This window comes from Thermosynechococcus sp. (genome assembly GCF_046299635.1).
In the GTDB taxonomy this organism is placed as follows: domain Bacteria; phylum Cyanobacteriota; class Cyanobacteriia; order Thermosynechococcales; family Thermosynechococcaceae; genus Thermosynechococcus.
This window is the reverse complement of sequence record NZ_JBKBHV010000003.1, coordinates 47,963-73,277: the sequence shown is the minus strand read 5'-3', so window position 1 is coordinate 73,277 and position 25,315 is coordinate 47,963. Positions and strand designations below refer to the sequence as shown.

Annotated in this window: 22 protein-coding genes and 1 pseudogene; 10 read left to right on the top strand and 13 right to left on the bottom strand. The window is 53.1% G+C overall.

Features of this window, described 5'->3' with window-relative positions; all coding sequences use genetic code 11:
* Positions 1–14 precede the first annotated feature (14 nt).
* The gene (psaB, locus tag ACK4IR_RS02005) at positions 15–2,240 is read left to right on the top strand and encodes a photosystem I core protein PsaB (RefSeq protein WP_409871887.1); all 2,226 of its coding nucleotides are present in this window, start codon (positions 15–17) and stop codon (positions 2,238–2,240) included.
* Positions 2,241–2,408: 168 nt separating this feature from the next.
* Positions 2,409–4,031 carry a mechanosensitive ion channel gene (locus ACK4IR_RS02000; RefSeq protein WP_409871886.1) on the top strand — a complete coding sequence of 541 codons (1,623 nt, stop codon included), beginning with the start codon at positions 2,409–2,411 and terminating at the stop codon, positions 4,029–4,031.
* Positions 4,032–4,068: 37 nt separating this feature from the next.
* Here the strand turns inward: ACK4IR_RS02000 and ACK4IR_RS01995 are convergent, their stop codons facing one another.
* From ACK4IR_RS01995 to ACK4IR_RS01965, 7 genes and pseudogenes are all read right to left on the bottom strand, one after another.
* The gene (locus tag ACK4IR_RS01995) at positions 4,069–4,806 is read right to left on the bottom strand and encodes a metallophosphoesterase family protein (RefSeq protein WP_409871883.1); all 738 of its coding nucleotides are present in this window, start codon (positions 4,804–4,806) and stop codon (positions 4,069–4,071) included.
* Positions 4,803–5,603, bottom strand: a complete 801-nt coding sequence (locus ACK4IR_RS01990) for a metallophosphoesterase family protein (protein ID WP_409871881.1) — start codon at positions 5,601–5,603, stop codon at positions 4,803–4,805. Before ACK4IR_RS01990 ends, ACK4IR_RS01995 begins: the two co-directional genes overlap by 4 nt.
* Positions 5,600–6,364 (bottom strand): GTP-binding protein, encoded by a 765-nt coding sequence (locus tag ACK4IR_RS01985; protein ID WP_409871878.1) that lies wholly within the window; start codon positions 6,362–6,364, stop codon positions 5,600–5,602. Before ACK4IR_RS01985 ends, ACK4IR_RS01990 begins: the two co-directional genes overlap by 4 nt.
* Positions 6,365–6,383: 19 nt before the next feature.
* Positions 6,384–7,033 (bottom strand): annotated as a pseudogene (gene folE, locus ACK4IR_RS01980) (GTP cyclohydrolase I FolE).
* Between the two features lie 126 nt (positions 7,034–7,159).
* A complete protein-coding gene (gene ftsH2, locus ACK4IR_RS01975) occupies positions 7,160–9,055 on the bottom strand; it encodes an ATP-dependent zinc metalloprotease FtsH2 (protein WP_409871875.1) in 1,896 nt (631 codons plus the stop codon).
* Between the two features lie 61 nt (positions 9,056–9,116).
* Entirely contained in the window at positions 9,117–11,528 is a 2,412-nt protein-coding gene (gene recG, locus ACK4IR_RS01970; protein ID WP_409871872.1) for an ATP-dependent DNA helicase RecG, read from the bottom strand.
* 15 nt (positions 11,529–11,543) lie between these two features.
* Entirely contained in the window at positions 11,544–12,392 is an 849-nt protein-coding gene (locus tag ACK4IR_RS01965) for a hypothetical protein (RefSeq protein ID WP_409871869.1), read from the bottom strand.
* A 153-nt stretch (positions 12,393–12,545) separates the two neighbouring features.
* Here ACK4IR_RS01965 and ACK4IR_RS01960 point away from each other — a divergent pair, with 153 nt between their 5' ends.
* The 6 genes from ACK4IR_RS01960 to ACK4IR_RS01935 all read left to right on the top strand — a co-directional run bounded on the left by ACK4IR_RS01960 (position 12,546) and on the right by ACK4IR_RS01935 (position 17,772).
* Positions 12,546–13,367, top strand: a complete 822-nt coding sequence (locus ACK4IR_RS01960; RefSeq protein ID WP_409871867.1) for an undecaprenyl-diphosphate phosphatase — start codon at positions 12,546–12,548, stop codon at positions 13,365–13,367.
* Positions 13,368–13,597: 230 nt separating this feature from the next.
* Positions 13,598–14,383, top strand: coding sequence for an RNA polymerase sigma factor SigF (locus tag ACK4IR_RS01955; RefSeq protein WP_409871864.1), 786 nt, complete (start codon positions 13,598–13,600; stop codon positions 14,381–14,383).
* A gap of 19 nt (positions 14,384–14,402) precedes the next feature.
* Positions 14,403–15,431 (top strand): LdpA C-terminal domain-containing domain, encoded by a 1,029-nt coding sequence (locus tag ACK4IR_RS01950; protein WP_409871861.1) that lies wholly within the window; start codon positions 14,403–14,405, stop codon positions 15,429–15,431.
* The gene (locus tag ACK4IR_RS01945; RefSeq protein WP_409871858.1) at positions 15,424–17,127 is read left to right on the top strand and encodes a R3H domain-containing nucleic acid-binding protein; all 1,704 of its coding nucleotides are present in this window, start codon (positions 15,424–15,426) and stop codon (positions 17,125–17,127) included. The genes ACK4IR_RS01950 and ACK4IR_RS01945 overlap by 8 nt, the downstream gene beginning before the upstream one ends.
* Before the next feature lie 63 nt (positions 17,128–17,190).
* Complete coding sequence (locus ACK4IR_RS01940) at positions 17,191–17,382, top strand: hypothetical protein (protein ID WP_409871856.1); 192 nt, start codon at positions 17,191–17,193, stop codon at positions 17,380–17,382.
* Positions 17,383–17,493: 111 nt separating this feature from the next.
* Complete coding sequence (locus tag ACK4IR_RS01935; protein ID WP_409871853.1) at positions 17,494–17,772, top strand: hypothetical protein; 279 nt, start codon at positions 17,494–17,496, stop codon at positions 17,770–17,772.
* Positions 17,773–17,890: 118 nt separating this feature from the next.
* Here the strand turns inward: ACK4IR_RS01935 and psaC are convergent, their stop codons facing one another.
* Positions 17,891–18,136, bottom strand: a complete 246-nt coding sequence (gene psaC / locus ACK4IR_RS01930; protein WP_011056855.1) for a photosystem I iron-sulfur center protein PsaC — start codon at positions 18,134–18,136, stop codon at positions 17,891–17,893.
* Between the two features lie 322 nt (positions 18,137–18,458).
* Here psaC and ACK4IR_RS01925 point away from each other — a divergent pair, with 322 nt between their 5' ends.
* The gene (locus tag ACK4IR_RS01925) at positions 18,459–18,881 is read left to right on the top strand and encodes a DUF4168 domain-containing protein (protein ID WP_409871850.1); all 423 of its coding nucleotides are present in this window, start codon (positions 18,459–18,461) and stop codon (positions 18,879–18,881) included.
* Here the strand turns inward: ACK4IR_RS01925 and ACK4IR_RS01920 are convergent, their stop codons facing one another.
* The 3 genes from ACK4IR_RS01920 to ACK4IR_RS01910 all read right to left on the bottom strand — a co-directional run bounded on the left by ACK4IR_RS01920 (position 18,882) and on the right by ACK4IR_RS01910 (position 20,814).
* The gene (locus ACK4IR_RS01920) at positions 18,882–19,805 is read right to left on the bottom strand and encodes a glycosyltransferase family 2 protein (protein ID WP_409871848.1); all 924 of its coding nucleotides are present in this window, start codon (positions 19,803–19,805) and stop codon (positions 18,882–18,884) included. It abuts the gene before it with no gap.
* 10 nt (positions 19,806–19,815) lie between these two features.
* Positions 19,816–20,541, bottom strand: coding sequence for a glycosyltransferase family 2 protein (locus ACK4IR_RS01915; RefSeq protein WP_409871845.1), 726 nt, complete (start codon positions 20,539–20,541; stop codon positions 19,816–19,818).
* A gap of 105 nt (positions 20,542–20,646) precedes the next feature.
* A complete protein-coding gene (locus ACK4IR_RS01910; protein ID WP_409871842.1) occupies positions 20,647–20,814 on the bottom strand; it encodes a metallothionein in 168 nt (55 codons plus the stop codon).
* 117 nt (positions 20,815–20,931) lie between these two features.
* Here ACK4IR_RS01910 and ACK4IR_RS01905 point away from each other — a divergent pair, with 117 nt between their 5' ends.
* Positions 20,932–21,303, top strand: a complete 372-nt coding sequence (locus tag ACK4IR_RS01905) for an ArsR/SmtB family transcription factor (RefSeq protein WP_409871839.1) — start codon at positions 20,932–20,934, stop codon at positions 21,301–21,303.
* Here ACK4IR_RS01905 and ACK4IR_RS01900 read toward each other — a convergent pair.
* Positions 21,300–21,770 (bottom strand): type IV pilin protein, encoded by a 471-nt coding sequence (locus ACK4IR_RS01900; RefSeq protein ID WP_409871837.1) that lies wholly within the window; start codon positions 21,768–21,770, stop codon positions 21,300–21,302. The genes ACK4IR_RS01905 and ACK4IR_RS01900 overlap by 4 nt on opposite strands.
* A 76-nt stretch (positions 21,771–21,846) precedes the next feature.
* On the bottom strand, positions 21,847–25,176 hold the full coding sequence (locus tag ACK4IR_RS01895) for a tubulin-like doman-containing protein (RefSeq protein ID WP_409871834.1): 3,330 nt from the start codon (positions 25,174–25,176) through the stop codon (positions 21,847–21,849).
* Positions 25,177–25,315: the final 139 nt, after the last annotated feature.

Sequence of the window (25,315 nt, the reverse complement as noted above, 5' to 3'; positions counted from 1 at the left end):
GGAGATAACTAACTATGGCAACTAAATTTCCGAAGTTTAGCCAAGACCTCGCACAGGATCCGACCACACGCCGGATTTGGTACGCCATCGCCATGGCTCATGACTTTGAAAGCCACGATGGCATGACCGAGGAAAATCTTTACCAGAAGATTTTTGCCTCCCACTTTGGACATCTGGCCATTATCTTCCTGTGGGTGTCTGGCAGCCTATTTCACGTTGCGTGGCAGGGAAACTTTGAGCAATGGATTCAAGACCCTGTCAACACCCGTCCCATCGCCCATGCGATCTGGGATCCCCAATTTGGCAAAGCCGCAGTGGATGCTTTTACCCAAGCGGGGGCTTCTAACCCTGTGGACATTGCCTACTCCGGTGTCTATCACTGGTGGTACACCATCGGGATGCGCACCAATGGCGACCTGTACCAAGGTGCGATCTTCCTGCTGATTCTGGCATCGCTGGCGCTCTTTGCCGGCTGGCTGCACCTGCAACCCAAATTCCGGCCGAGCCTCTCTTGGTTCAAAAATGCCGAATCGCGGCTGAACCACCACTTGGCGGGTCTGTTTGGAGTTAGCTCCTTGGCTTGGGCAGGTCACCTGATTCACGTGGCCATTCCTGAGTCCCGTGGTCAGCACGTGGGCTGGGATAACTTCCTGAGCACCCTGCCCCACCCCGCTGGCTTGGCACCCTTCTTTACCGGCAACTGGGGTGTCTATGCCCAAAACCCTGATACCGCTAGCCATGTCTTTGGCACGGCAGAGGGGGCTGGAACAGCAATTCTCACCTTCTTGGGTGGGTTCCATCCCCAAACTGAGTCTCTGTGGCTCACGGATATGGCACACCACCACCTGGCGATCGCCGTCCTCTTTATCGTGGCCGGTCACATGTACCGCACCCAGTTTGGGATTGGCCACAGCATCAAAGAGATGATGGATGCCAAGGATTTCTTTGGCACGAAGGTGGAAGGTCCGTTCAATATGCCTCACCAAGGCATTTATGAAACCTACAACAACTCATTGCACTTCCAGTTGGGTTGGCACTTGGCCTGCTTGGGCGTGATCACCTCACTGGTGGCGCAGCACATGTACTCGCTGCCACCCTATGCCTTCATTGCCCAAGACCACACCACGATGGCTGCTCTCTATACCCATCACCAGTACATTGCCGGCTTCTTGATGGTGGGTGCTTTTGCCCATGGCGCCATCTTCTTGGTGCGGGACTATGATCCAGCTCAAAATAAAGGCAACGTGTTGGATCGGGTGCTACAACACAAAGAGGCGATTATTTCCCACCTGAGCTGGGTGTCCCTCTTCTTGGGCTTCCACACGTTGGGTCTCTATGTCCACAACGATGTTGTGGTGGCCTTCGGTACCCCTGAGAAGCAAATTCTGATTGAGCCGGTGTTTGCGCAGTTCATTCAGGCAGCTCATGGCAAACTGCTCTATGGCTTTGATACGCTGCTGTCGAATCCCGATAGCATTGCGAGCACTGCTTGGCCCAACTATGGCAATGTCTGGCTACCCGGCTGGCTCGATGCCATCAACAGTGGCACCAACTCACTGTTCTTGACGATTGGCCCTGGCGACTTCTTGGTGCACCACGCCATTGCCTTGGGGCTGCACACCACCACCTTGATCTTGGTCAAAGGGGCATTGGATGCCCGTGGCTCCAAACTGATGCCGGATAAAAAAGACTTCGGCTATGCTTTCCCCTGCGATGGCCCTGGCCGCGGCGGTACCTGCGATATTTCCGCATGGGATGCCTTCTATCTGGCCATGTTCTGGATGCTGAACACCATCGGCTGGGTGACCTTCTACTGGCACTGGAAACACCTCGGTGTCTGGGAAGGCAATGTGGCTCAGTTCAACGAGAACTCCACCTACCTCATGGGTTGGCTGCGGGATTACCTCTGGTTGAACTCGTCGCAGCTCATCAATGGTTACAATCCCTTTGGCACCAATAACCTGTCGGTCTGGGCATGGATGTTCTTGTTCGGTCACTTGGTGTGGGCGACGGGCTTCATGTTCCTGATTAGCTGGCGCGGTTATTGGCAAGAGTTGATTGAAACCTTGGTTTGGGCGCATGAGCGCACTCCTTTGGCCAACTTGGTGCGTTGGAAAGATAAACCCGTTGCCCTCTCGATTGTGCAAGCTCGGCTCGTCGGTTTGGCTCACTTCAGTGTTGGTTATGTGCTGACCTACGCTGCCTTCCTGATTGCCTCAACGGCAGCCAAATTCGGTTGAGGATAGCGCTCCACTGAGGTTGTTTTTCTTAAGATCCCCTGCCTAGGGCGGGGGATTTTTTTGTTGTGTTAAGAATTTGCAAACTTCCTAGGCGTTTTTTTTCCCTGTTGATAGGATAGGGCTGACCTTTAGTGTCGCGTTGCATTGGTTGTGACTGAGGAAAAACAAATGTTGGCTTGGCTGCTACATCAACCGCAGTGGTTCCTTGCCCAACTCACGCCAGACTCTCTGCCCATGGGTGAGCCAATTCAAGAGGGCATTGGTCTTGACTTGAATAATTTAAAGGGGCTCCTTGTCCAAGTGGTGACTGCGGTGGCGCTGCTGATCTTGGGTTGGATTGTGGCGCTGATTTTGGCAAAGGTCACGCAAACCCTGCTCAAGCGGCTGCAATTTGACGCGCGGTTAGCCCAGTTTTTCGGCAACGACAATGAAGCGGTGCACAGAATTTCGATCACCAGAATCGTCAGCGGTATCGTCTTTTGGGTCATTTTTTTGGTGGCCGTGGTCATGTTTTTAGATGCCCTGCGCTTGACCACAGCCTCTCAACCTTTAAACACATTCCTCAATCAGGTTTTTAGTTTCCTCCCCAAACTGGGAGCAGCAATTATCCTTGGGGCAGTTGCGTGGTTGGTGGCAACCTTTGCCAAGTTGGTGGCCATTCGCTCTGCCCAGACGCTGAATTTGGATCGTCCTTTGCAGCAGTTGGCTGAGGGAGAAGCGGCACCTCCCCCTATTCTCTTTAGCGACATGCTGGGGAACACCCTCTATTGGTTTATCCTCCTGTTTTTCCTGCCCCTAATTTTGGGAGTTCTGGATCTTCAGGGTGCCCTTGAGCCGGTACAAAACCTGCTCAACGATATTTTGGCGGCACTGCCCTTTGTCCTAAAGGCGGTAATTATCGGTCTGGTCGGCTGGCTCATTGCCCAGATTGTACGCAGGCTGGTTGTCAATTTAATGCGGGCTTTTGGGGTGCAGCGATTGGGTCAGCGGCTGGGTTTGGGGCAAGCGAGCCTCGGTGAGTCACTGGCAACAGGGGCAGGGACACTGGTTTATGTGCTTATTCTGATTCCGACGGCGATCGCCGCTCTAGAGGCTCTGCAAATTGCGGCCATTAGTGAGCCGGCAACGGCAATGCTGAACCAGGTTTTGCTGGCTCTGCCGCGAATTTTCACTGCCGGCGTGATTCTCGTGTTGGCCTATGTGATTGGCCGATTTGTGGCTGAGACAGTGACGAGCTTTTTGGGGAGCTTGGGCTTCGACCAAGTATTGGTTTGGCTAGACCTGCCGACCCCTCCTGCTGCCGCAGAGCAGACCACGGAAACCCAGCGCCCGTGGCGTCGGCCTTCGGAAATTGTCGGCATTGTTGTATTCGTTGGCATTGTCTTAGTAGGTGCGATCGCTGCCGTTGAGGTTCTGGAAATTCCGGCGCTGACCGCTTTTGTCACTGCCCTATTGGTCATTCTCGGCCAAGTGCTGGTGGGCATTGTGATCTTTGCGGTGGGTTTGTACTTAGCCAATTGGGCGTTCCGACTTGTGGCCGCTACGGGGGGATCCCAAGCGCGGTTTTTGGCTCAGGCTGCGCGGATGGCCATCCTTGCTTTTGTGGGCGCTATGGCCTTGCAGCAGATGGGCATTGCAGCCAGCATTGTGAACTTAGCTTTTGGTCTGCTCTTTGGTTCGATTGCGGTGGCGATCGCCCTTGCCTTTGGCTTGGGATGTCAAGCGATCGCAGCCGATCAAGTAAAAGAGTGGATTGGCTTGCTCAAAGGCAAAAATACTGATCCGCAGTAAAACAAGAGACCAATAGCCCTTTTCTAAAGTCGTTGAATCATACTCTATCCCCTTGAAAAGGGCTGTCTTTACTCATAGGGGACAAAAACTGCTGAAGATGATTACTCTCCGGCTGGTAGAGGACATAGCTGGCTCTGCCCGGCTCTCGCCCCACGGAACCCACGCCGATCAGTCGCCGCTTTAGCAGGTCAAAGGTTTGTTGCTCCCTACTGTCTAGGGTTTTCACTTCACTGGTTAAGGCTTCTGCACTGATCCAGCAGTCAAACAGTTCTCCAGAGCGTCCACAAAATAGCTGATTGGCATCGGCTCGAATGAGGCGATCACACAGGATCGGCGGAGCGGTATCGGGGGTTAAAACCTCTGAGACACTGACCGGACTGCCATGAACCAACAGACAATCTAGCTCGTGGAAACCAAAGGGGAGCGATCGCAACCACTCCACCGACGAGCGTGAGATGGACTCCCACAGTTGCCCCACGGCTGCTTCCCCGTGCTGGGCAATCAACTCCGGCACTTCGCCCGACAGGCCGACGCCAAATAGATTAAAGCACTGCTCCTCCCACCAGCCGATGCAAATCTGGGGGTCTAAAGGCTCTAGATCGGGTCTCTGCAAGCGCTGCACCACAGCGTCATTTTGCCCCTTGAGACCAATGATGTCTCCCAAGACGTAAAGGGTCGTAACGGGGGGACGTTGCCGCCGTAAATCCCGCAGCACCGCCTCCAGCGCTCTTAAATTCCCTTCGATACCGCTTAGAATAGCCCAAGAGGTGATCATCGCTGACACACATGGTGAGGGTCATCGGCCCGTTCGGCAAACTCCATGCTCCGTGCCAGACGCCAGGCAAAAATCGGCGGCAACCCCTGCTCAAGAATGGCGGCACAGGTTTTCTGGTAATCGTAGGGAACTTCCCGTAGCGTTACTTTTTGGGTATCGGTGTCGTAGATAACATAGGTGGCATTGGGCCGCCCATGCCGCGGTTCACCCACAGACCCGGCGTTGACGATCATCTTGACGCCGGCCTGAAATTCTTGGGGTGTTTCTCCGCTGTGCTGAACGCGAATCCTTCCTTCCCGTAAGTAACGCACATAGGGAATGTGGGTGTGACCGCAGAAGAGCACCTCAGCTTCGGCGGCAAGGACACGCTCAAGGGCCGCAAATCCATGCATGGTGGGCAGGAGATACTCATGTTGGCTGTTGGGGCTGCCGTGGACAAAGCACAGGTTTCCCTGTCGCAGCGTCATCGGTAATTGCGCAAGGTATTCGCGAACCTCAGGGTGCAGCATGCGCTGAGTCCACTCATGGGCCCGTCGCCCCCGCTTTTCCGCCAGTTGGGAAGGATAACTACATTCGCAGGCATTCAAGCCCATGACAATATCCTCGTCCCAGCACCCTTGACAGGTGGGAATGTCCAGAGAGCGAATCATCTCTACGACGGCGTTGGGATAGGGACCATACCCCACCAGGTCACCCAGACAGTAAATTTGATCCACCCGCTGGCGATCGATGTCCAACAGCACAGCGTTGAGCGCTTCGTAATTGCCGTGAATACAAGAAATGACTGCGTACTTCATCGTTCGGCCTCCAGCGGTGTACGGTAGTGAGCTTGGTATTGCGCCAAAACAGGGTCACTGAGGACGGCATCCTCGATGAGTTCGCGGACGGCGGCTTTGTCTAGGTGATGGCCGATCAGTTCTAGGCCGCTCCAGCGCCGAGGCCGCCCTTCAAACCATAGAGGTAGGTTGAGGTTGGTGTACTCGATGTCCTTAAGCCCCAGCGAAAAGTCAACGGCAAAGGCTTGGCCATCCGGCAGTTCAAAAATTCCCTTCAGCCGCTGCACTTGGCCATAGGCGCCCTCTGTCAACTCCAGAAGCACCTCATCCAAACTGGGAGGATCAAAGACTTGGTCGCTGAGTTCTATTTGCCACAGGTCGGGCAACCCAGGGGCGATCGCCGGCAAGGGCACGGCGGGTTCCACCACTTCATCGGCCCAGTGGCAGAATTCTGTCTCCTCTGGGGTGGCGATCGCCACCCGCTTCACCCTAGGAAGGGGAATCTGTAGGCAGTGGATGTCCAGGTGATAGCCCACTTCTAGGAAAAATTGTCCCTGTGGTGGCAGCCTCTCCCAGCACGCTTCCAGACTGGCGGCGGGCAGCACCTGCAATCGCGGATACAGATACCCCATGCGCGCCAGATCTACCCCCATGGATCCGTAGCCGGGACAGGCGTAAAACAAAGGCTGCTGCCAACCTTGGGCTGCCAATTGCTGCCGAATCCAGTGGGTTTTGCCGGCACCGCAGCGCCCGGCAACCACAATCACCTGACAGCTATCCATCGCGTTTCTGAGACTCTCCTCAGTGGAAGGAGGGTTGATGGCGAATTAAGTCTAGGAATTCTTGGCGAGTCCGCGCATCCTCGGCAAAAACCCCCTGCATTGAACTGGTCACCGTCCAGGAGCCCGGCTTTTGCACCCCGCGCATGACTATACACATGTGGGTGGCTTCAATGACCACCGCAACCCCTTGGGGCTGCAGCAGTCCCTGGAGGGCATCGGCAATTTGCTGCGTCAATCGCTCCTGCACTTGGAGGCGCCGCGCATACATCTCACAAATGCGGGCAATTTTCGACAAGCCGATCACCTTGCCGTTGGGAATATAGGCCACATGGGCACGGCCAATAATCGGCAAAATGTGGTGCTCACAGGAACTAAACAGGTCAATATCGCGCACTAACACCATTTCGTTGGTGTCTTCATGGAAGACGGCGCCGTTGAGGAGTTCATCCAAGGATTGGTGATATCCGGAAGTGAGGAATTTTAAGGCCTTGACCACCCGCTTGGGGGTATCCCGCAAGCCTTCGCGATCTGGACTTCGCCTAGACCCCTGAGCAGTACCCGAACGGCCTGCTCCATTTGCGCCTCGGAAACACGCGGCGATAGGGCAGTTGGGAGTGCGGCAATAGTGGCATCTGCGGATTTCCAGTGAGGAAGAGGGAATTGAGTCATTGTTCGAGAATTTAATAACGATTATCATTCTACTTCACGTATATCAAAATGTTAAAAAAAAGGTGCAGGGATCACCCCACACCTTCACCCATGGAATCAATTGAGAAATTGCTATTCAGGTGGCCTCTAAAGTTGAGGCACAAACCGCTCCTTATCGGGAACCACAGTGTACTCGGCAACAATCTGGCGGAACTCTTCGCCATCAATGGTTTCTTTTTCCACCAGTAGATCCACCAAGCGGTCAATGACCACTCGATTTTCGCGGATAATCTTGATGGCCAACTCGTAGCTGTGCTGTACCAATTCCCGCACTTGGGCATCAATGCGCGCAGCAATTTCCTCCGAGTACTCTGTGCGAGACACCAGATCGCGCCCTAGGAACACTTCACCGTTTTGGCTTTCCAAGGAGAGAGGCCCCAGGTCAGACATCCCAAAGCGGGTCACCATTTGCCGAGCCATGGCCGTTACCTGTTGCAGGTCATTCCCTGCGCCGGTGGTAACCTCGGCATCCCCAAAGACGACGTACTCGGCAGCGCGACCCCCCAAGGCACCGGCCATGCGCGCCATCAATTGCGATCGCGAGATGAGACCCGCATCCTCGGAGGGCATAAACCAAGTGAGACCCCGAGCTTGACCACGCGGCACCAAGGTGACCTTTTGCACAGGATCGTGATCCTTGAGCAGGGTGCCAACAATGGCATGACCCACTTCGTGGTAGGCAATCAACCGTTTGCTCTTGCCGTCAATGAGGGGGGTGCCCTCCATACCCGCGACAACCCGATCCACGGCATCGTCAATTTCCAGCATCGTGATCGCGGGCTTGCGGCGACGGGCAGTGAGAATTGCCGCTTCATTCAGCAGGTTGGCCAAATCAGCGCCGGTAAACCCAGGGGTACGGCGGGCAATGGCCTCAAGGGAGACTTCCGGAGCCAGTTTTTTGTTGCGGGCATGCACCTTGAGAATGGCCAAGCGCCCCTTGATGTCGGGGGCATCAACAACCACTTGCCGGTCAAAGCGACCGGGACGCAACAGCGCCGCATCAAGGACATCGGGGCGGTTCGTTGCCGCAATCACAATAATGCCGGTGTTGCCCTCAAAGCCGTCCATTTCCGTGAGGAGTTGGTTGAGGGTTTGCTCGCGCTCGTCATTGCCACCGCCGATGCCGGCGCCGCGTTGGCGACCGACCGCATCAATCTCGTCAATAAAAATCAAACAGGGCGCATTTTCTTTGGCCTTGCGGAAGAGATCCCGCACGCGGGAAGCACCTACGCCGACGAACATCTCGACAAATTCTGACCCCGAAATGGAGAAGAAGGGCACCCCCGCCTCGCCGGCGATCGCCTTGGCCAGCATGGTTTTACCGGTACCAGGGGGGCCTACTAAGAGCACCCCTTTGGGAATACGGGCACCCACCGCCGTAAATTTCTCCGGTTTTTTCAGGAAGGTGACCACCTCCTGCAGTTCTTCCTTGGCTTCATCCACACCGGCCACATCATCAAAGGTGACTCCGGTTTTGGCCTCCATTTGGAAGCGGGCGCGGGATTTCCCAAAGTTCATGGCTTGACCGGGTCCGCCCGGCACGTTGCTGGAACGGCGAAAGAGGAAAAAGAGTCCTCCCAACAGCAAGACGGGAAAGAGCAGGTTCCCCAACAGACCCCACAGGGCACCGTCATTGCGCGCCGGATGCACGTCAATTTCTACATGCTGCTGCCGCAGTTTACTAATAACTTCTGGCGCCATCCCCGGCATCTCCACCCGTACCCGCAGGGGACGACCGTTAATCAATTCCGGATCCGAGACATCCACAATGGCGGTGCGACCGTTGTCAAAAATGTCCACTTTACTAATACGACCCGCCTCCAGATAGTTGAGGAATCGCCCGTAACTCATGCGGGTGCTGGCGGTATTGAGGGGAGGCTGACTTTGATTGAGCATGAAGTTGCTCACCCCCTGCCAGAGGAGAACCCCCATCAGCAGCAGGGGGATAGACCAAAGGAGAACAGTTTTCCAAGAGACTTTCATTGGCGGCGCTTTTTATCAGGTTCTTAACTAAATTTAACATATCCCTGCCAACGGCGGCGCATTAGTTCATCCTGCCCTCTAAAAGGGGAACAGCTCCGCTGCGCCCTAGGCGATCGCGCCGTTGTTGCAGAACCGCTTGCAGCAGAGGATAGCCCCGTAGCTCCGCATCCTGCTCGATCAGTTCAGCGGCTGCCGATCGCGCCGCCTCTAGGCAATCTTGATCCTCCACAAGGCCGGCCAAGGCAAAGTCCGGTAATCCCGATTGCCGCGTCCCCAGCACCTCCCCCGGTCCGCGCAGCCGCAGATCCATCTCGGCAATAAAGAAGCCATCCTGAGACTGCGCCAACACATTCAGCCGTTGCTTGGCAGCATCACTGCGGGAACTATTGAGCAGCAGACAATAGGACTGTTGGGCACCTCGACCCACCCGTCCCCGCAGTTGATGCAATTGCGATAGGCCAAAGCGTTCCGCATGTTCAACGAGCATCACCGTGGCATTGGGGACATCGATTCCCACCTCCACCACCGTTGTAGCCACAAGAATATCCAGTTCCCCCTTGGCAAAGGCTCGAATGGTGCCATCCTTTGCGTTAGCCGGCATGCGACCGTGGAGCAGTCCCACCCGAAAGTTGGGAAAAATCTCCGTTTGCAACCGCTTGTGCTCGGCAATGGCCGATTTGAGATCCAGTTTTTCCGATTCCTCCACCAAGGGCAGGACAATGTAGGCCTGACGCCCCTGCGCCACCTCCCGGCGGATTAACTCGTAGGCATGGGGGCGATCGCCCCGTCCTAAGACCGTTGTTTGAATCGGCTGCCGACCGGGGGGCAGCTCATCAATTTGACTGACATCGAGATCGCCGTGGAGCGTCAACGCCAGGGTACGGGGAATGGGGGTTGCCGTCATGGTCAGCACATGGGGCAGGAGTCCTTTGGCTTGCAGCTTAGCCCGTTGTGCCACCCCAAAGCGGTGCTGCTCATCAATGACCACAAGACCGAGCCGCCGAAACGTCACCCCCTCTTGGATTAGGGCATGGGTACCCACCAGCACGGGCAATTCCCCCGTTACCAACTGATCCAGAATCTGGCGGCGCTTGGCCGTGCGTATGGATCCGGTGAGCAGTTCCACCGGCACATGGAGGGGAGTCAGCCATTCCAACAGCTTGCGATAGTGTTGCTCTGCCAAAACCTCTGTGGGGGCCATAAGCGCCCCCTGATAGCCGGACTGCACTGCCGCCAAGAGGGCAATCACAGCGACAACGGTTTTGCCTGACCCTACATCCCCTTGGAGAAGGCGATTCATGGGAATCGGGCGCTCTAGATCCGCCAAAATTTCCGCCACCACCCGCTGCTGCGCCCCTGTGAGCTGAAACGGCAACCGTTGGTAAAATTGGGCAACTAATTTTCCTTGAGGACGAAGAGGGGCACTGGCCTGCTGTTGCTGCTGGCGGCGTCGTTGCAATAACCCCAGTTGCAGGTAGAAAAATTCATCAAAAATCAACCGCCGCCGCGCCAAACTCAGTTGCCTTTGGTCGGGGGGAAAGTGAATGTAACGCAGCGCCCTCTCTAGGGGAATGAGGTGGTGACGTTGGCGCAGACTCTGTGGTAAAGGATCGGGGTAGCCCTGCATCAAAGGCAGAATGCAATTCACCGCCCGGCGGAGGACATCGGGGGAAACTCCCTCGGTGAGGGGATAGACCGGCACAATGCGGCCAATCGTCAGGGAGTCTATCTCTGCCCCGGCATGATCGAGGACTTCTAACTGCGGATCCTCAAGGGTGAGGCCGTACTTTGTCAGCTTGACAAGGCCGGAGGCGGCCACAATGGTCTGGGGCGCATAGAGGCGTTTTTGCTGCTCTTGCCACCCCCGTTGGGCGTAGCGGGCACCGGCATAAAAGCGGCTGAGCCGAATTTGCCCCGTGGCATCCTGAAGGAGAATTTCCAAGATGGTCAGCTTGGCATTGCGCGGACTGGTAAAACAGTTGCAACGGCGCACTTTACCCACAATGGTGACCGTCTCCCCGGCTTGAAGTTGGCCAATGGGCACTTGGCGGGCATAGTCAATGTGATCGCGGGGAAAGTAATAAATGAGATCTGCAACCGTATGCAGGCCTAGTTTTTCTAGCTTGGTCGCCGTGCGATCGCCAATCCCCTTGACGGTCTTGAGCGCTTGATCGAGGGGACGGCGGCGTGGGGGTGGACTCGTGAGTTGTTTGTGGACATCGTGGAGCAGTTGGCGCGTTTTTACCACGAGGCGTTGTCGTTCGCTGGGGGACAGATCGTTGTAATGAGCATAGGCTGCCGCCGTTTCCTGCCAGCGATCGCGCACCTGAAGGGGTAGTTGTTGTAGGGGGGTCTGCGTTAACGCTTCGTGTAAATACTCATTGAACCGATAGGTATTCCCCTGAAGATTGCAAAAGCCCCGCTCCATTTCGATGGCAAGGGCGCGTTGTAGGCGTGGCCAGTCAAGGGACACCGCAGGCCTCCTTCCCTATTGCTCACCATCTATGACTTCAGAGACAGGCGCTGTCGTATCTGCGGCTTCATTGGCTTTCCATGTTTGCCACCATGCTCGACTGGCCTTGAGAACCAGATATTGTCGCTGTTTCTTATGCAGCTGCTTTTGCAGGGTGGCTAGACGCGCTTCCAGTTGGCGAATTTGACTGCGCTGATTGGCAAGGGGCGGGTGCTGAAACTCCAGTTCTTCAAGTTGCAGGTAAACGGCTGCCATGGGGTGATGGCTGGAGGATTCCCTTGGGGACTCACTCGTGTCTCCCTCGTCTTCGCCCTCCTCTTGCAATTTCTGCTCATCCAGCATGATCGTCAATAAGTGGGGAATTCGCCCCAAGGGACGATTTTCGGCCTTACTAGCAATCTCTAAAATGACCGCGATCGGGGCAGGCGGTAAGATAGCCGCCCGTTGCAGCAGATGGTTAATCTTGAGCGAACTTTGGTAGAGGACTCGGCTCAACTGCTCCGCTAGGGAGGGGGTTTCCTGTTCCTTGGTTGAGTCTTCTTCCCCATTCGTCGCTTCTGACCCTAGCGTCGGCTCTTCTTGGCGACGGGGCTGCAAACCTAAAATAGTGGTTTCCAAAGCTGTGGCTAGTTCGACAATCTGACGCTGGAGTTCCTGTCGCTCTGAATCCTCAAGGGTCAAAAATTGCTCTGGAAAGACTTGGGTACACACCTGATAGCTGACCGTGATCAACTGCTGACGGGCAATGGGGGCGAGCATCTCCAGATAGACATCATAAAGCTGACGCATTTCCGCTAACGCGGCCAATAGCATCCCCTGTAACCCTACAATTTCCCGCTCAACGGCTTCTAAGTTACCCGACATATACGCCTAAACTGGCAAAACAGTGCTACTGCGTTTAGAGGACTGCGCCCTTGTAAGGCGCATGTTTCTACAATCTATTACAAAATCTTGGCGAGGATAGACTGTTCACCGACTCATGGCAAGATGGTGAGGTCGCAAAGGTGAGTCAGAAACGTGGATATTGTTCTTTGGCTACAAGCAGTCATCCTCGGCTTGGTGCAAGGTATTACAGAGTTCCTACCCATTAGCAGCACGGCTCACCTGATTCTCTTTAGTGACCTGTTGGGGTGGAAAAGCGTTTGGCACAAAACTGCTCTAGATGCGATGCAGTTTGGGAGTGTGATTGCCGTTTTTGGCTACTTTTGGCAAGACATTCGCCAAATTCTCCAAGGGGCTACCCAAGCATGGCAAGAGCGAGATTGGCAGCGCGAAGAATGGAAACTGTTGGTTGGTATCACAGTGGGTACGATTCCTGCACTAGTGGCTGGACTGATTCTGAAATTGGCCAAAGTAGAGCTGGATCGCCCTCAGATTATTGCCACGATGGCGATCGCCATGGCAATTCTTTTGGGACTCGCAGAAAAATGGGGTTCCCGTAAGCGCACCTATCAAGACATTGGCATTTTAGATGGCTTTCTCGTCGGTTGTGGCCAGATGATTGCCCTGCTGCCAGGGGCTTCGCGGTCAGGCTCGACACTAACCACGGCTTTATTTTTAGGACTGGAGCGGCAAACAGCGGCGCGCTTTTCTTTTCTGTTGGGCATTCCCACTCTGACGATCGCCACCCTCGTTCAAGCCAAAGATGTCTTTGATGAGGGGACGCTGTTTATTCCCCTTGTGATTGCCACCCTGTCGAGTATGGTGTTTTCCTATCTGGCGATCGCTTGGCTGCTGCACTTCCTGCAACGCCATTCCACTTGGGTCTTTATCTGGTATCGCATTGGCTTGGGAGCCGCTCTGTGGGGCGCGATCGCCCTTGGTAGCCTGCAAACCTAAAGCACAGCATTTAGTAAAATTTAACCTAATCTGTGGTCGAGATCACAGGGAAAGTAACGATGCCTTGCCATACTAAATGTGGAACTGTAAAAATAGTCGACTTCATAGGTGCAGCTTATATTTAGTTCAATTGTCTTCATTGAAGTCGTTCGTTCGGTAAAAAACTATAGTATGTGTTCATTGATGTGCTCATTTTGAAGCCGTGGGGGATTGAAGGTACTGTGTGTTCTATGTTTAGCACGACAGCCAATACTGACCTAAAGTATTCCACCCTCTCGTTGTTGCAGGCATACCAACACAACCCTGCACCAGAATTGCGGAATCGCCTTGTCGAGTTGAACATGGGACTAGTACGCAAGGAAGCCCACCACTGGGCACAGTGCACCCAAGAAAGCTTTGACGACCTTATGCAAGTGGGCACCCTTGGCCTGATTCAGGCAATTGAGCGCTTTGACCCGAGCAAGGGGGTCGCCTTTAGTTCCTTTGCTATTCCCTACATTCGCGGTGAGATTCAACACTACCTGCGGGACAAAAGTCCCCAAATTCGTATACCTCGCCGTTTGCAAACCTTGCAAAGCCAAGGCAAACGGGTCATTCAGGAGCTACGCCAACAACTGCATCGCCCCCCCACCGATAGCGAAATTGCCCAAGCCCTCGATGTCCCCCTTGAAGACTGGCAAGCGGCAAAATTTGCCAGCTACCACACCACCCCTGTCAGTTTAGATGCCCCCACCTTTGAGGGAGAAGAAGACACCGTTTCCCTCGGTGACATCGTGCCCGATCAGCGGTACCAAAGTTTTCAACTGGCTGAAGAGGATCGCATTCGCTTGCAGCAGTGTCTACAAAAACTGGAAGCCCGCACCTGTCAAATTCTGGAATTCGTCTTTTTGCATGATCTCAGTCAAAAAGAAACCGCTGAACTTTTGGGTCTAAGTGCGGTCACGGTCTCTCGACAAATTAAAAAAGGCCTCCAAGCCCTGCAACGGATGATGAGTCACGACGACGGTGAATCCTGACAACGCATAAAATATATCTATGGCTGATTTTGCTGCCCCTCTCGCGGCTTTAGCGGCACATCGTTGGTTCAAACTCATTAACGGTGCCAGTTTCCAAGATGTTGCCCAAATTTATAACTTGACATTGGCCTATGCGTTGGCAGGGGCTGATTGTATTGATGTGGCCGCCGACCCCGCTGTGATTTACGCCGCCAATGATGCTTTGACGGTTGCCGAGAGCCTTGGTGCAACTCGCCCCCTGCTCATGGTGAGCATTAACGATGGGGCGGATCCCCATTTTCGCAAGGCGACGTTTGATCCGAATTGCTGTCCACCAGCGTGCGATCGCCCCTGTGAACGCATTTGCCCTGCGGAGGCGATTCGCTTCGATGAACAGGTGCAGGGGGTGGTGCGCGATCGCTGTTATGGCTGTGGTCGCTGTTTGCCCCTGTGTCCTTGGGGATTGATCACTGCCCAAGAGCAGCCCGCCGTGTTTGAAAACATTACCCCCTTGCTGGCCGAGGGCACCATTCAAGCCCTTGAGATTCATACGCAACCTCAGCGCTACACCCCTTTTGCCGAGCTTTGGCAGCGCGTGCGACCTTGGGTGCGCCATTTACAGGTGCTGGCCATCAGTTGTCCCCCAACCGAGGAGGGAATTAACTACCTGCACTGGATCAATCGGCAGATTCAACCCTTGGAGTGTGCCCTGATTTGGCAGGCCGATGGCCGTCCCATGAGCGGCGATATTGGCGAGGGGGCAACGCGAGCCACAATTCAATGGGGTCAAGCCATTTTGGGGGCAAATTTACCCGGCTTTGTGCAGTTAGCCGGCGGCACAAATGGCCATACGGTTGCTAAACTCAGGGCAATGGGATTGCTAGATCAACAGGGAATCGCTGGTGTTGCCTATGGTAGTTATGCCCGCAAACGCCTTGCCCCTTTCCACGCGATCGCCGACCAACCATGGCAAACTGTTCCTGCCGTCCTTGCAGCGGCTGTTGCTGAAGCAGCGACCCTTGTGTCTCCTTTGAAATCTGTCCCGTCACCCTCTGTACCCTATGGTTGAATTGACTGCTGGACAACGCCAAGTCACTGACGATCTCGATCAACTACTGGCCATCCTACCGCCGCCCCTTGGACAGTCTCTCACCGATCACCCGCAGCGGGAAGAACTCTTAGAAATTGTTCTCGATTTGGGGCGATTGCCAGAAGCGCGGTTTATCCACAGTACCCAATACCTTGCTGAGACTCCCGTCAGCCGTGAGATGTTGCAATATGCCGTGAATCGGGTGGGCGAGTTTAGTGGTGACAATCGCGCCGGCATTGAGCGTACGCTGCACCGGATTAGTGCCCTGCGCAATCGCCAAGGAACGATTATTGGCTTGACCTGCCGGGTGGGGCGAGCCGTCTTTGGCACCATTGGCATGATTCGCGATTTGGTCGAAAGTGGTCAGTCCATTTTGCTTTTGGGGCGTCCGGGGGTGGGGAAAACAACGGCCCTGCGGGAAATTGCCCGTGTTCTTGCCGATGAGCTACACAAGCGGGTGGTGATTATTGACACCTCCAACGAAATTGCCGGTGATGGTGATATTCCCCATCCAGCCATTGGCAAGGCACGACGAATGCAGGTGGCACGCCCAGAACTTCAACATCAGGTGATGATTGAGGCGGTGGAAAACCACATGCCCCAAGTGATTGTCATTGATGAGATTGGCACGGAACTGGAAGCACTAGCGGCGCGCACCATTGCTGAGCGAGGCGTACAACTCATTGGCACTGCCCACGGCAACCAAATTGAGAACCTGATAAAAAACCCGACCCTTGCAGACTTGGTGGGGGGCATTCAATCAGTCACCCTTGGGGATGAAGAGGCGCGGCGGCGGGGCACCCAAAAGAGTGTTCTTGAACGCAAAGCCCCCCCGACCTTTCAGATTGCGGTGGAAATGCTGGAGCGCGATCGCTGGGTTGTACATCTCGATGTCGCTGCCAGTGTAGATCTCCTGCTGCGGGGTCGCCAACCAGCTCCCGAAATTCGTAGTGTTGCTGCCGATGGCTCAGTGGTGATTAGTCGTCCTGAACCTACCCCCCAGCGATCGGAGGTCAGATCTGTGCCGCAGCGTCCCTCCTGGCGCGAGAGCGGCCAGATGCTACCTGTCGTTGATGCTAACAAAGAACCGCTGCGGGCGAATTTTGCCCAACTGCTTGAAGCAACACTGGATGCCCCCACGGTTGGACCCAATGGCGAAGAACTTCCCCTCCATGTTTTTCCCTATGCTGTCAGCCGCCATCACCTAGAGCAAGCGATCCGCACGCTCAACCTACCCATTATTGTCACTAAGGACATTGATCAAGCGGATGTGATTTTGACGCTCCGTTCCCATCTCAAGGGGGAAAGCAAGCTGCGGCACCTTGCCCATATTCACCATCTACCCGTTCATGCCATTAAGACAAATAGTATGGCGCAAATTGTCCGAGGACTACGGCATTTGCTGGGCATGGAAGACCCTAGTCCAGCAGAGTCGGCAGATCTCTCCCTCTTTAGCCCGACGGGGAGCGATGATGAATTGGAAGCCCTTGAAGAAGCGCGCCTAGCGGTTGAGGAAATTGTCATTCCTAAGGGGCAAGCGGTGGAGTTACTCCCGCGATCGGCCAATATTCGGCGGATGCAACACGAGTTGATTGAGCACTACCAGTTGACCTCCTGTAGCTTTGGTGAAGAGCCAAATCGGCGGCTGCGGATTTACCCCAATCTTTCTCGTTGATCGGGTGGGGGAAGTCACTAACTCCTGCAAAAAGATCCCCATGCAGTCAATGGGGAGCACATAGTGCATGACACCAAGGGCGATCGCCTCTTTGGGGATACCAAAAATAACACTGGTGGCTTCCGAAGTGATGTCGATGAACACCTAGAGCAGATTGCCAAATTGCGTCGTTTGGCTCATCAGTATCGGGGCACAAAACTCTTGGGAGCTGTGGCAGAGATAATTGTGCCGTGCATTATTTGGTCAGCGTTTTAGGTATTAGGGACAACCCTCAATCTGCTACATTTGTGGTAACTTGCTCCCGTGGTATCTTCGCATGGTGTGCAGTAGGTTAGTCTATAGGTATCAAGCCTAATTACTTTCTTTATGGATAACCGTGGCAATGGCTTTGGCTGGGGATTTCTGGCAGGTGCCCTCTTTGGCGGCATTGCGGGTTCCCTTGTCACACTCTTAGTCAAGGATAGATTGAGTAAAGCAAGCACGAGTGACTCTGGACGGTTGAGGGGCGATAAAGCTGCTCCCCTCAATGGCAGTGATGACAATTTGATGGAGTCGATGCGGCTAGAGCTAGAGGCAAAAATTGCCCAAATCAATGAAGCAGTAGATGACCTACAAAACCGCCTCAGCAATGAGGATCAGCCTTGATCGGCAGGTGAGTAAAGGTTCGGGTTGGTGCTAGATACAGCAAATAAAAGACTTGAGACGTAGGGATGTTGCCTCAAGCCCAATCAAGAATTTGATGAAAGTTTCACAAAAGGGGGGACTAGTAGGCTAGACCCATGCTGCGGGTGGTTTCTGCACCCAGATAAACACGAATGCTCAAAAAGTCAGTAGGACAGGCCGTTTCGCAGCGTTTGCAGCCAACGCAATCTTCTGTGCGGGGGGAGGAGGCAATTTGGCCAGCTTTGCAACCATCCCAAGGAACCATTTCCAGCACATCGGTGGGGCAGGCCCGCACACACTGGGTGCAGCCAATGCAGGTATCGTAGATTTTGACAGTGTGAGCCATGGAATAACCGCTCCTAAAACGATCAGGATGACAGGTGGATGCCCTGACGCCAACTCAGGAAGCCCCTAAGCTACGACAATAAGGGCAGTCTGGAGATAAATACCGAGATTTAGGATACCGCAGTGGTTGATTGCTGGGCGGGGTGGATGAGCAAACTTCAAAGAATGTAACTTTTTTGTAAAGTCTGGTAAATTTACTTATTGCACCCTCAATCTTGGCCAAAACAGTTTTTAATCCGTGGTGCTTGCCGGCGTTGAGGAACTTGAAGGGGTTCTAGGGATTCCAAGTACAGTGTAGTCGGATGTGTTGTGTTTGGTGGTCAATGTCTTGGAAGTGGTTGCCCCTTGGTGTATGTAGTGCAGGTCTGCTGCTGGCACCTGTGTCTTTACCTCGTTCCTTGGCTCAGGCTGCCCCACGCCCAGAGATGATTGACCCGTGGGAGATCATTAACTATGCCCGCGTGGTTCTCGAAATTGAACCCATCCGCCAAAAATACTATCGTCAAGCCCAAGTAGCTTTCCAAGGTCAAGTGCCTCGGAATTCTTGCTTTGGTATGAATCCCGAAAATATTCCCATTGGCCTAGAAACTATTTGCGCCAACTATATGCGCGAGGCAATACAAGTACTGAAAAGATATAATATGAGCCTAGATCAATTCAATGGGATTACACGGCGAGCGCAGCAAGACAGTGCCCTGAGCCAACGTATCCAAGCAGAGATGTTGCGCTTGCAGCAGCGTCGATAATTAGAGCCACGTTTTTCCTAGCTTTCCAAGCAAGCCATCAACAGTACCTTTAACGCAAGCATAAATCTTTAAAAGCTTTTCAGAGTCCTCGAACAGCAAGATCACAATAATTTTCCTGAAACACTTAAAAAGGCGATAGAAAGTACTAATAAGGAAAAATAAACGATTTTTGGCCAATCTTGTTTCTAGGTAGGTATGGTTTCTGTGAACATAAAAATATCGTAGAGAGGAATACAGGTAGATGATTTTTCTTTTGTCAAAAAATCGAATACGTTTTGAATTGCAAAATCGGTGATTGATTTTTGCATTGTAGATAATAAATATTTTGTATTTCTTCTTTCTTAGTTTCATGCAGTAATCAAAATCAACGGCATCAATAAACAAAGATTCATTTGGCAAACCAACTTCTTTTGCTGCATGGCAGTTAAGTAATGTTCCCGAAGTAATGACAGCATCACATTCATAAATTGGATTTGAAGAATTAATTGTTTGCCGGCAAAAGTGATAATCACCATAAATAAATCCAAAATCAGCTTGGCCTGTTTCTCGGTCTTCTGCTACACAACAAAGAATACCAATCTCAGGCTTATTGGTATAGTTTTCATAGAAACTAATTAGGACTTCCAGAGAATTTTCATGGGCAGTGCTATCTTGATCAAATAGCCAAATGAAATCAAATTTTTTCTGAATTGCGTACTGAATTCCAATTGCTAAGCCACCAGCTACACCAATGTTTTGAGGGTAATGTTGGATTTCTATGAGAACATTTCGTTTGAGTGCCGTAATGGCAATAGGCTCGGGCGAATTATCAATAATAAGCAATTGGTCTATCATATAAGTTTGGTTAAGCAGACTGTCTATACATCTATTGACAGCAAATGAATCATTATACGCAGTAATATAGGCTAGTATTTTATATTTCATTATAACCCATCTAAAGATAACGGTAGTTTTTGATCAATCGATAAATCAGTAGTAGCAGCTGGATAGACTTCGGAAAAAATTGTTTCTGGATAAGAAATAGCTCAAAGAGAATACTTGCTTTATGGCGATGGGATAATCCTTTGGTATTGTATTGACCAGCAATAAATTCAGCAATTGCAATCTTGCCACCGCCCCGTTGAATCTTCAGAATAAACTCTGCATCCGCAGCCGTAGGGTAGTAATGGGAGTAATAGCCATACCGTTCATGTAGATTTCGCTTGATGAGTGTACCGACAGATTGAGCGGTCGTAAATGCTTGTACACCATGATGCCAAATAGCTCCCCCGGTTGGTTTAATCACTTCTTTTTTTTCTGTGTAGATATAGGCCGAAATTATATCTGCTTGAGAACTGGCAGCTGCCTGCTTATAGTTGGCTATTGCTAGGGGGTCAAGGCGATCGTCGGCACCAACGACGAGATAGTAGTCACCTGTTGCTCGTTGAATTCCTTTATTCAAGGCATGGAAAATACCAAAATCTGGTTCACTCACATAGTCGGTAATGACATCTCGCGCAGATTGAATCAATTCAAGCGTGCCATCCTGAGAGGCACCATCTATAACAATCCATTCAAAGTCGCGATCGCTCTGCTGACGAACAGATTCAATTAAGCTTGGCAGGTGATCGGTAGCATTATAGGTGGCTGTGATCAAGGAGATAGATGGAAAATCTGTCATGATTGATCGCAACCAGTGAGAAATGACGAGTATACCCCCCTTCTTTGATTTTAGATTTTATCGAGGAGGGGGGCAATCGCCATCTTCTGTTAAAAATTCTGACTTCTAGGCGCAGGTACAGCCTAGATGGCCACAGCCACCGCTTTGTTTGCAGGTACCGTTGGCACAGGCTTTAGAGCAGTAGGGTTTGCCGTCAACCAAGATCGCATCGCTAAGGGAGACGATGCAGAGGCAGTGGGGGCAGGCACATTTCATTTGCGTAACGGTGGTCATGGCTATTTCTCCAAATTGGGGAGTGAAGGGAGGCGCAGTCGGCCTCTCTTTCAATATATCTGAATAATTGTTCAAGTGTCAAATAGCTAATGGCTGAGGAGCGCCTATGATGGAAGTATGAATCCTAAAACTGTTGCTATCACTCATCCTTCTCATCCCGAAGCGTTGGCAAGGGCAAGCGATCGCTTGCTCTCCACGGAAAAGGCTCAACGAATGGCGCAATTTTTTGGCCTATTAGCTGACGCGAACCGACTGCGGATTGTGGCGTTGCTGGCGCAAGGGGAGTTTTGTGTCGGCGATATTGCTGTGGCTCTAGAAATGAGTGAATCTGCCGTCTCCCACCAATTGCGGATACTCAAAGCGATGCGACTGGTGAGTTTCCGTCGCCAAGGACGACATATCTTTTACCAATTACTTGATCACCACGTACTGGCGCTCTATGAGGCGGTGGCAGAACACCTAGATGAGGAAGACTCAGAAATAGCCTAGGGAGGAGAAGGGCAGCTTGCCGGCGAAGCAATGCTAGAACCCACAGGAGAGGTTTCTAGGATTTGGGTTGTGGTCAATGTGCTGAAGGTGGCGTAGGTGCAACCCGTAAAGGCTTTTAGCTCGGCTCGCTCAGGGGTAGCTTGAAACTCAGCGTAGAGACTATCGGCTTGGGTAATCTCATATCTATAGTCGGGCGTACCACTAAAGCCGATTTGTAGGCTTGCGATATCGGTGGTGAACGTGGGATTGGCTAAGCGGTAGGCCTGCTGGGCACGGTTGACGGCGCCAACATTGGTTTTGGCTTGGGATTCGCGGGCTTTTATGGCCTGATTCAACATGGAGGGGAGGGCGATCGCCGCCAAAACGGCAATAATAGTGACCACGACGAGCAGCTCTATGAGGGTAAAGCCTTTCGAGACGATGAGCGATAGATAGAGCCAAGGCAGATTAGTACGATAGGGAGACATAGGGATACTCCAGTGTTGGACTCGTCTTTACCCTAAAGTGTTCCCACAAATCTCCGTAAAATTACAGAGATCTTCCTTAAAGTCCCAGTAGTTTTTTCTTGGCCGCTTGAAACTCTGCCTCTGAGAGTAACCCCTGCTGGTACATGGCCATAAGTTGTTGCAGTTGCTCTAAGCCAGAGGAACTCGCTGAAGCAGTGGTTTCAGGTGTCGGTTCGGGTTGGGGCGAGGGTGGTTCAGGGGCAGAAGAGACGGGTGATGGGCTAGGAGCTGGTGTTCCTTGAGCCAATTGATAGGTTTGGATCACCTCTTGGAGAATGGCGGCTTCCCGCTTGTATTCAAGGCTATCGCGTCCCCCGGCTTTGTGGAGTTCGGCCTCGCGTCCCTTGAGGTAATTCAGTAAATGCTCGTAGAGGGCTTGCTTTTGTGCCGGGGTTTCCGCTGCGTTGAGGATAACAGTGACTTGCCGCTGAATTTCCTCTAGGTCGGGACGGCAGGCCAAGACCTCTAGAACTTGGGTGACTTCCTCCCAGTTGGCGGCAATGTCCACATCTTCAAGACCAACGGTGGTATGCCGAGTGTAGCGGATGGTAACTTCGCGGGTAGCACGGTTTTCTGCCTGTTTGAGGACATCAAGGGCGCGGGCAATCACCACCAGTTTCAGAATTTGTGGGCTTTCTGGGAAGACATCCCAGAAGGGGGGATCCTTTTGCAGATGGACAGGGATGGGGAGATCGCGGTTTTCGCCCCGCAGGCGGGCACGCTTGGCGGTAATCATTTGGCCTCGCCAATCTTGATAGGACTGGCGCAGTTCGGCCATGCCCTCAATACAGCGCAGGGAAAAGCCGCCCATCTCTTGGACAAAGACAATGCGGTGGCGCTCGCGATCGCCCAAAGGTTTAATGTCATCACTGGTAATACTTTGGCCGTTGGGTTTGACCAGGTTCTTAAGGAGGGGAATCAGTTTTCTGGCCGCCAAATCCGCTGTATTGTCACCGCCGACAATGGCAATGTTGGTATTCACCGAAGGCGTAAAGCCGGCATCACGGCCACTCATGACCGCTTGGGAGAGCAATAACAGCGGCTTGGATTTCTGGTAAGCCATGCGCAGGGCATTGAGAATCTCGGCTTCGTCATTGCGATAAAACTGCCAGAGGCGATCGCAGGCGGTGAGATCCCGCACAAGGCGGCTGTCTTCGGGGGCATTTTGCACCGTGCGCCGTACCGTTTCTTGGATAATCTCCCGCAAGTCACCTTCTTGAACCTCTGTCAATTGCGCCAAATCCAATAGGCGCATCACCTCATTGGCGGCACGGGTTTCCTTCCAGAGGGGGCTGGCTTCCTGCAACACCGTTGTTGCTGTTGTAGCACAGAGTTGATTGAGACCAATCGTGAAGGCGGATTCAGCACCGGTATTCGCCCCTGCATAGCGCTCGATGAGGTCTTGATAGAGGCCGTTGAGTTCTTGGCGATTGTAGAGCTTTACGCCGTTAATACGCAGGGCATCGGCACTGTCGGCTTGGGCGTCGGCCATGGCCTTAAAGCCATCCCGTAAATTGAGCAGCCGCTGGTTGAGCTTGGCCAAACGTGCCTCCATCCCCTGCAGCCATTCCTCGAGTTTGCTCATCACCTCTTTGGCCAGAAAGCGGGCTTTGGCCTGAATGATGGCGTTGAAAGTTCCCTCGATCCCTTCTAGGGCCTGCTGGCAAAATTCCTCCATTTTGGCTTGCTTAGAAATGCCAAAGAGGGTGCTGAAGTGGGTAATGTCTTGCAGGGCATTTTCGTATTGCCGCTGCCGATTGGCGATATTGGGCTGCCAAGTGTGCTGAATTTCGCGGTCATATTTTTCCGCTTGGCTCATGAAAATCTGGCGAATTTGCAGCAAAAAGGCGTGGGCAAACTTTAGGCCCCGATTGCGATCTTCAACAATGCGGTAGAATTCCTCTTCAAGGCTTTGGCGGGCCTGCTGGATAATTTGATTGCGGTTGTCGTACATGCGCTGCAAAAAATCCCCGTGGAGGCGCTCATCGGGGCTAAGTTCGCGCAGGTGGGCAGCTCGGTAATTCTCTACCTGTTCACTGAGCCAAGGCACAAACTGCAAAATTTTCCCCCTTTCGGCACCGAGGATGCCCCCTACCCCTTGTTGGGTACATTCCAAGAGGTTTTCACGGCTGATTTGGTTGCGCAGCTCGTTGACCCAGCGAGAAATTTCCTGCATGTAGGGGCGATCGCCCGCTGCTGCCAAGGCCAGCACCAAATCCATATCCAGCAAGTTCATGGGTTTTAGAAGACTGCGGGTGACCTCCAACAGCTGGGGGGGCAGCTGCACCGACTCGTTGAGCCACCAGCTCATAAAATCTTGGCAGAGGCGATAGGTGAGGGAAGCACGAATTTGGGCAATGGGAATTTCGATGCTGGAGAGGCCAAAGGCCATAAAGCTTTTGGGATAGCCTCGACCCCCTGCATCCTGAGACGCCCAAGCGGCTTTGATATTGTCGCGGATGGAGCGTTTGTGGGGGGCAAAGTCGGAAGTGAGATCCAAAAAGATGTTCTGGGCAATCATTTCGCGGATCTCATCCAGCTTGAACTCGCTCTCGCCATTTTTGGTGCCCACAAGGTACGTAAAGTCAAAAGGGGGGCAGGTGTAGCGCACCTCATCGTTGAGACTACTGCTAAATTGCGCCACGTACTCGGTGCGATAATCGGCAAAGTAACTGAGTTCCATAAGGGCAGCATACCCATTGGCCAAGACGCGATCGCCGACACTAATTGCGGCAAAGGCATCGGGCATGGGGACAATTCCCGTGACCAAAGGGCTAGACTGTCCTTTGAGCCAGTGGCGCACACAATAGCCCAAGTCAATGAGCATGCCGCTACCGGTGCCGCCGGAGAGAGACCCCGTAATAAAGACATTTAAGCTACTGTTGTTGACCTTAAGGCCGTAGCGGCTTTGCATGAAACTTTCATGACCCTTGACGCGATCGCAGGCGGCTTGGAATTTTTGTTGAATGGCATGGTAGTTGCAAAAGAAGGCAAAGCGACCACAGGCACGGATTTGTCCTGCACCGGCCTCTAGGGCAGTAATGTTGCGCTCTAGTTCTCTAGGAAACCAAGAGGCAATCCAAGGGTAGTTGTCGAGGTTTTGAAGGATTTGCTGCACGTTTTTGCCGCTGACACTGGCCCAGTGCTTTTCGTTGTCTTTGAGGGGAGAGCCGGCGGCGAGGGGGTTACTGACTTTGTAGTCGCGATCGGTGTCAATGGCAAGGAAGCTGATCACGGGAAACTGCTTGAGACTGCCGTAGGTTTCCTCCACCAAACGACGTACCCGCGAGAGCACCTCAAGGCCGGTTCCGCCAACGCCAACAACGACCGTCGGTACAATTGACTTTTCTTCCACCGCTGCAGCCATAGTAGCTATCTCCGCCGCAATTATCCCTATCCTAGCAAGGATGGTTTTCAAGTCTGGCGATCGCCCTTCTGCCCCGCCAACAGCTGGATCAAGAGCACATCCCCCTGCGGGAAATGCCCTTGGGGTCATTCCCTTATGG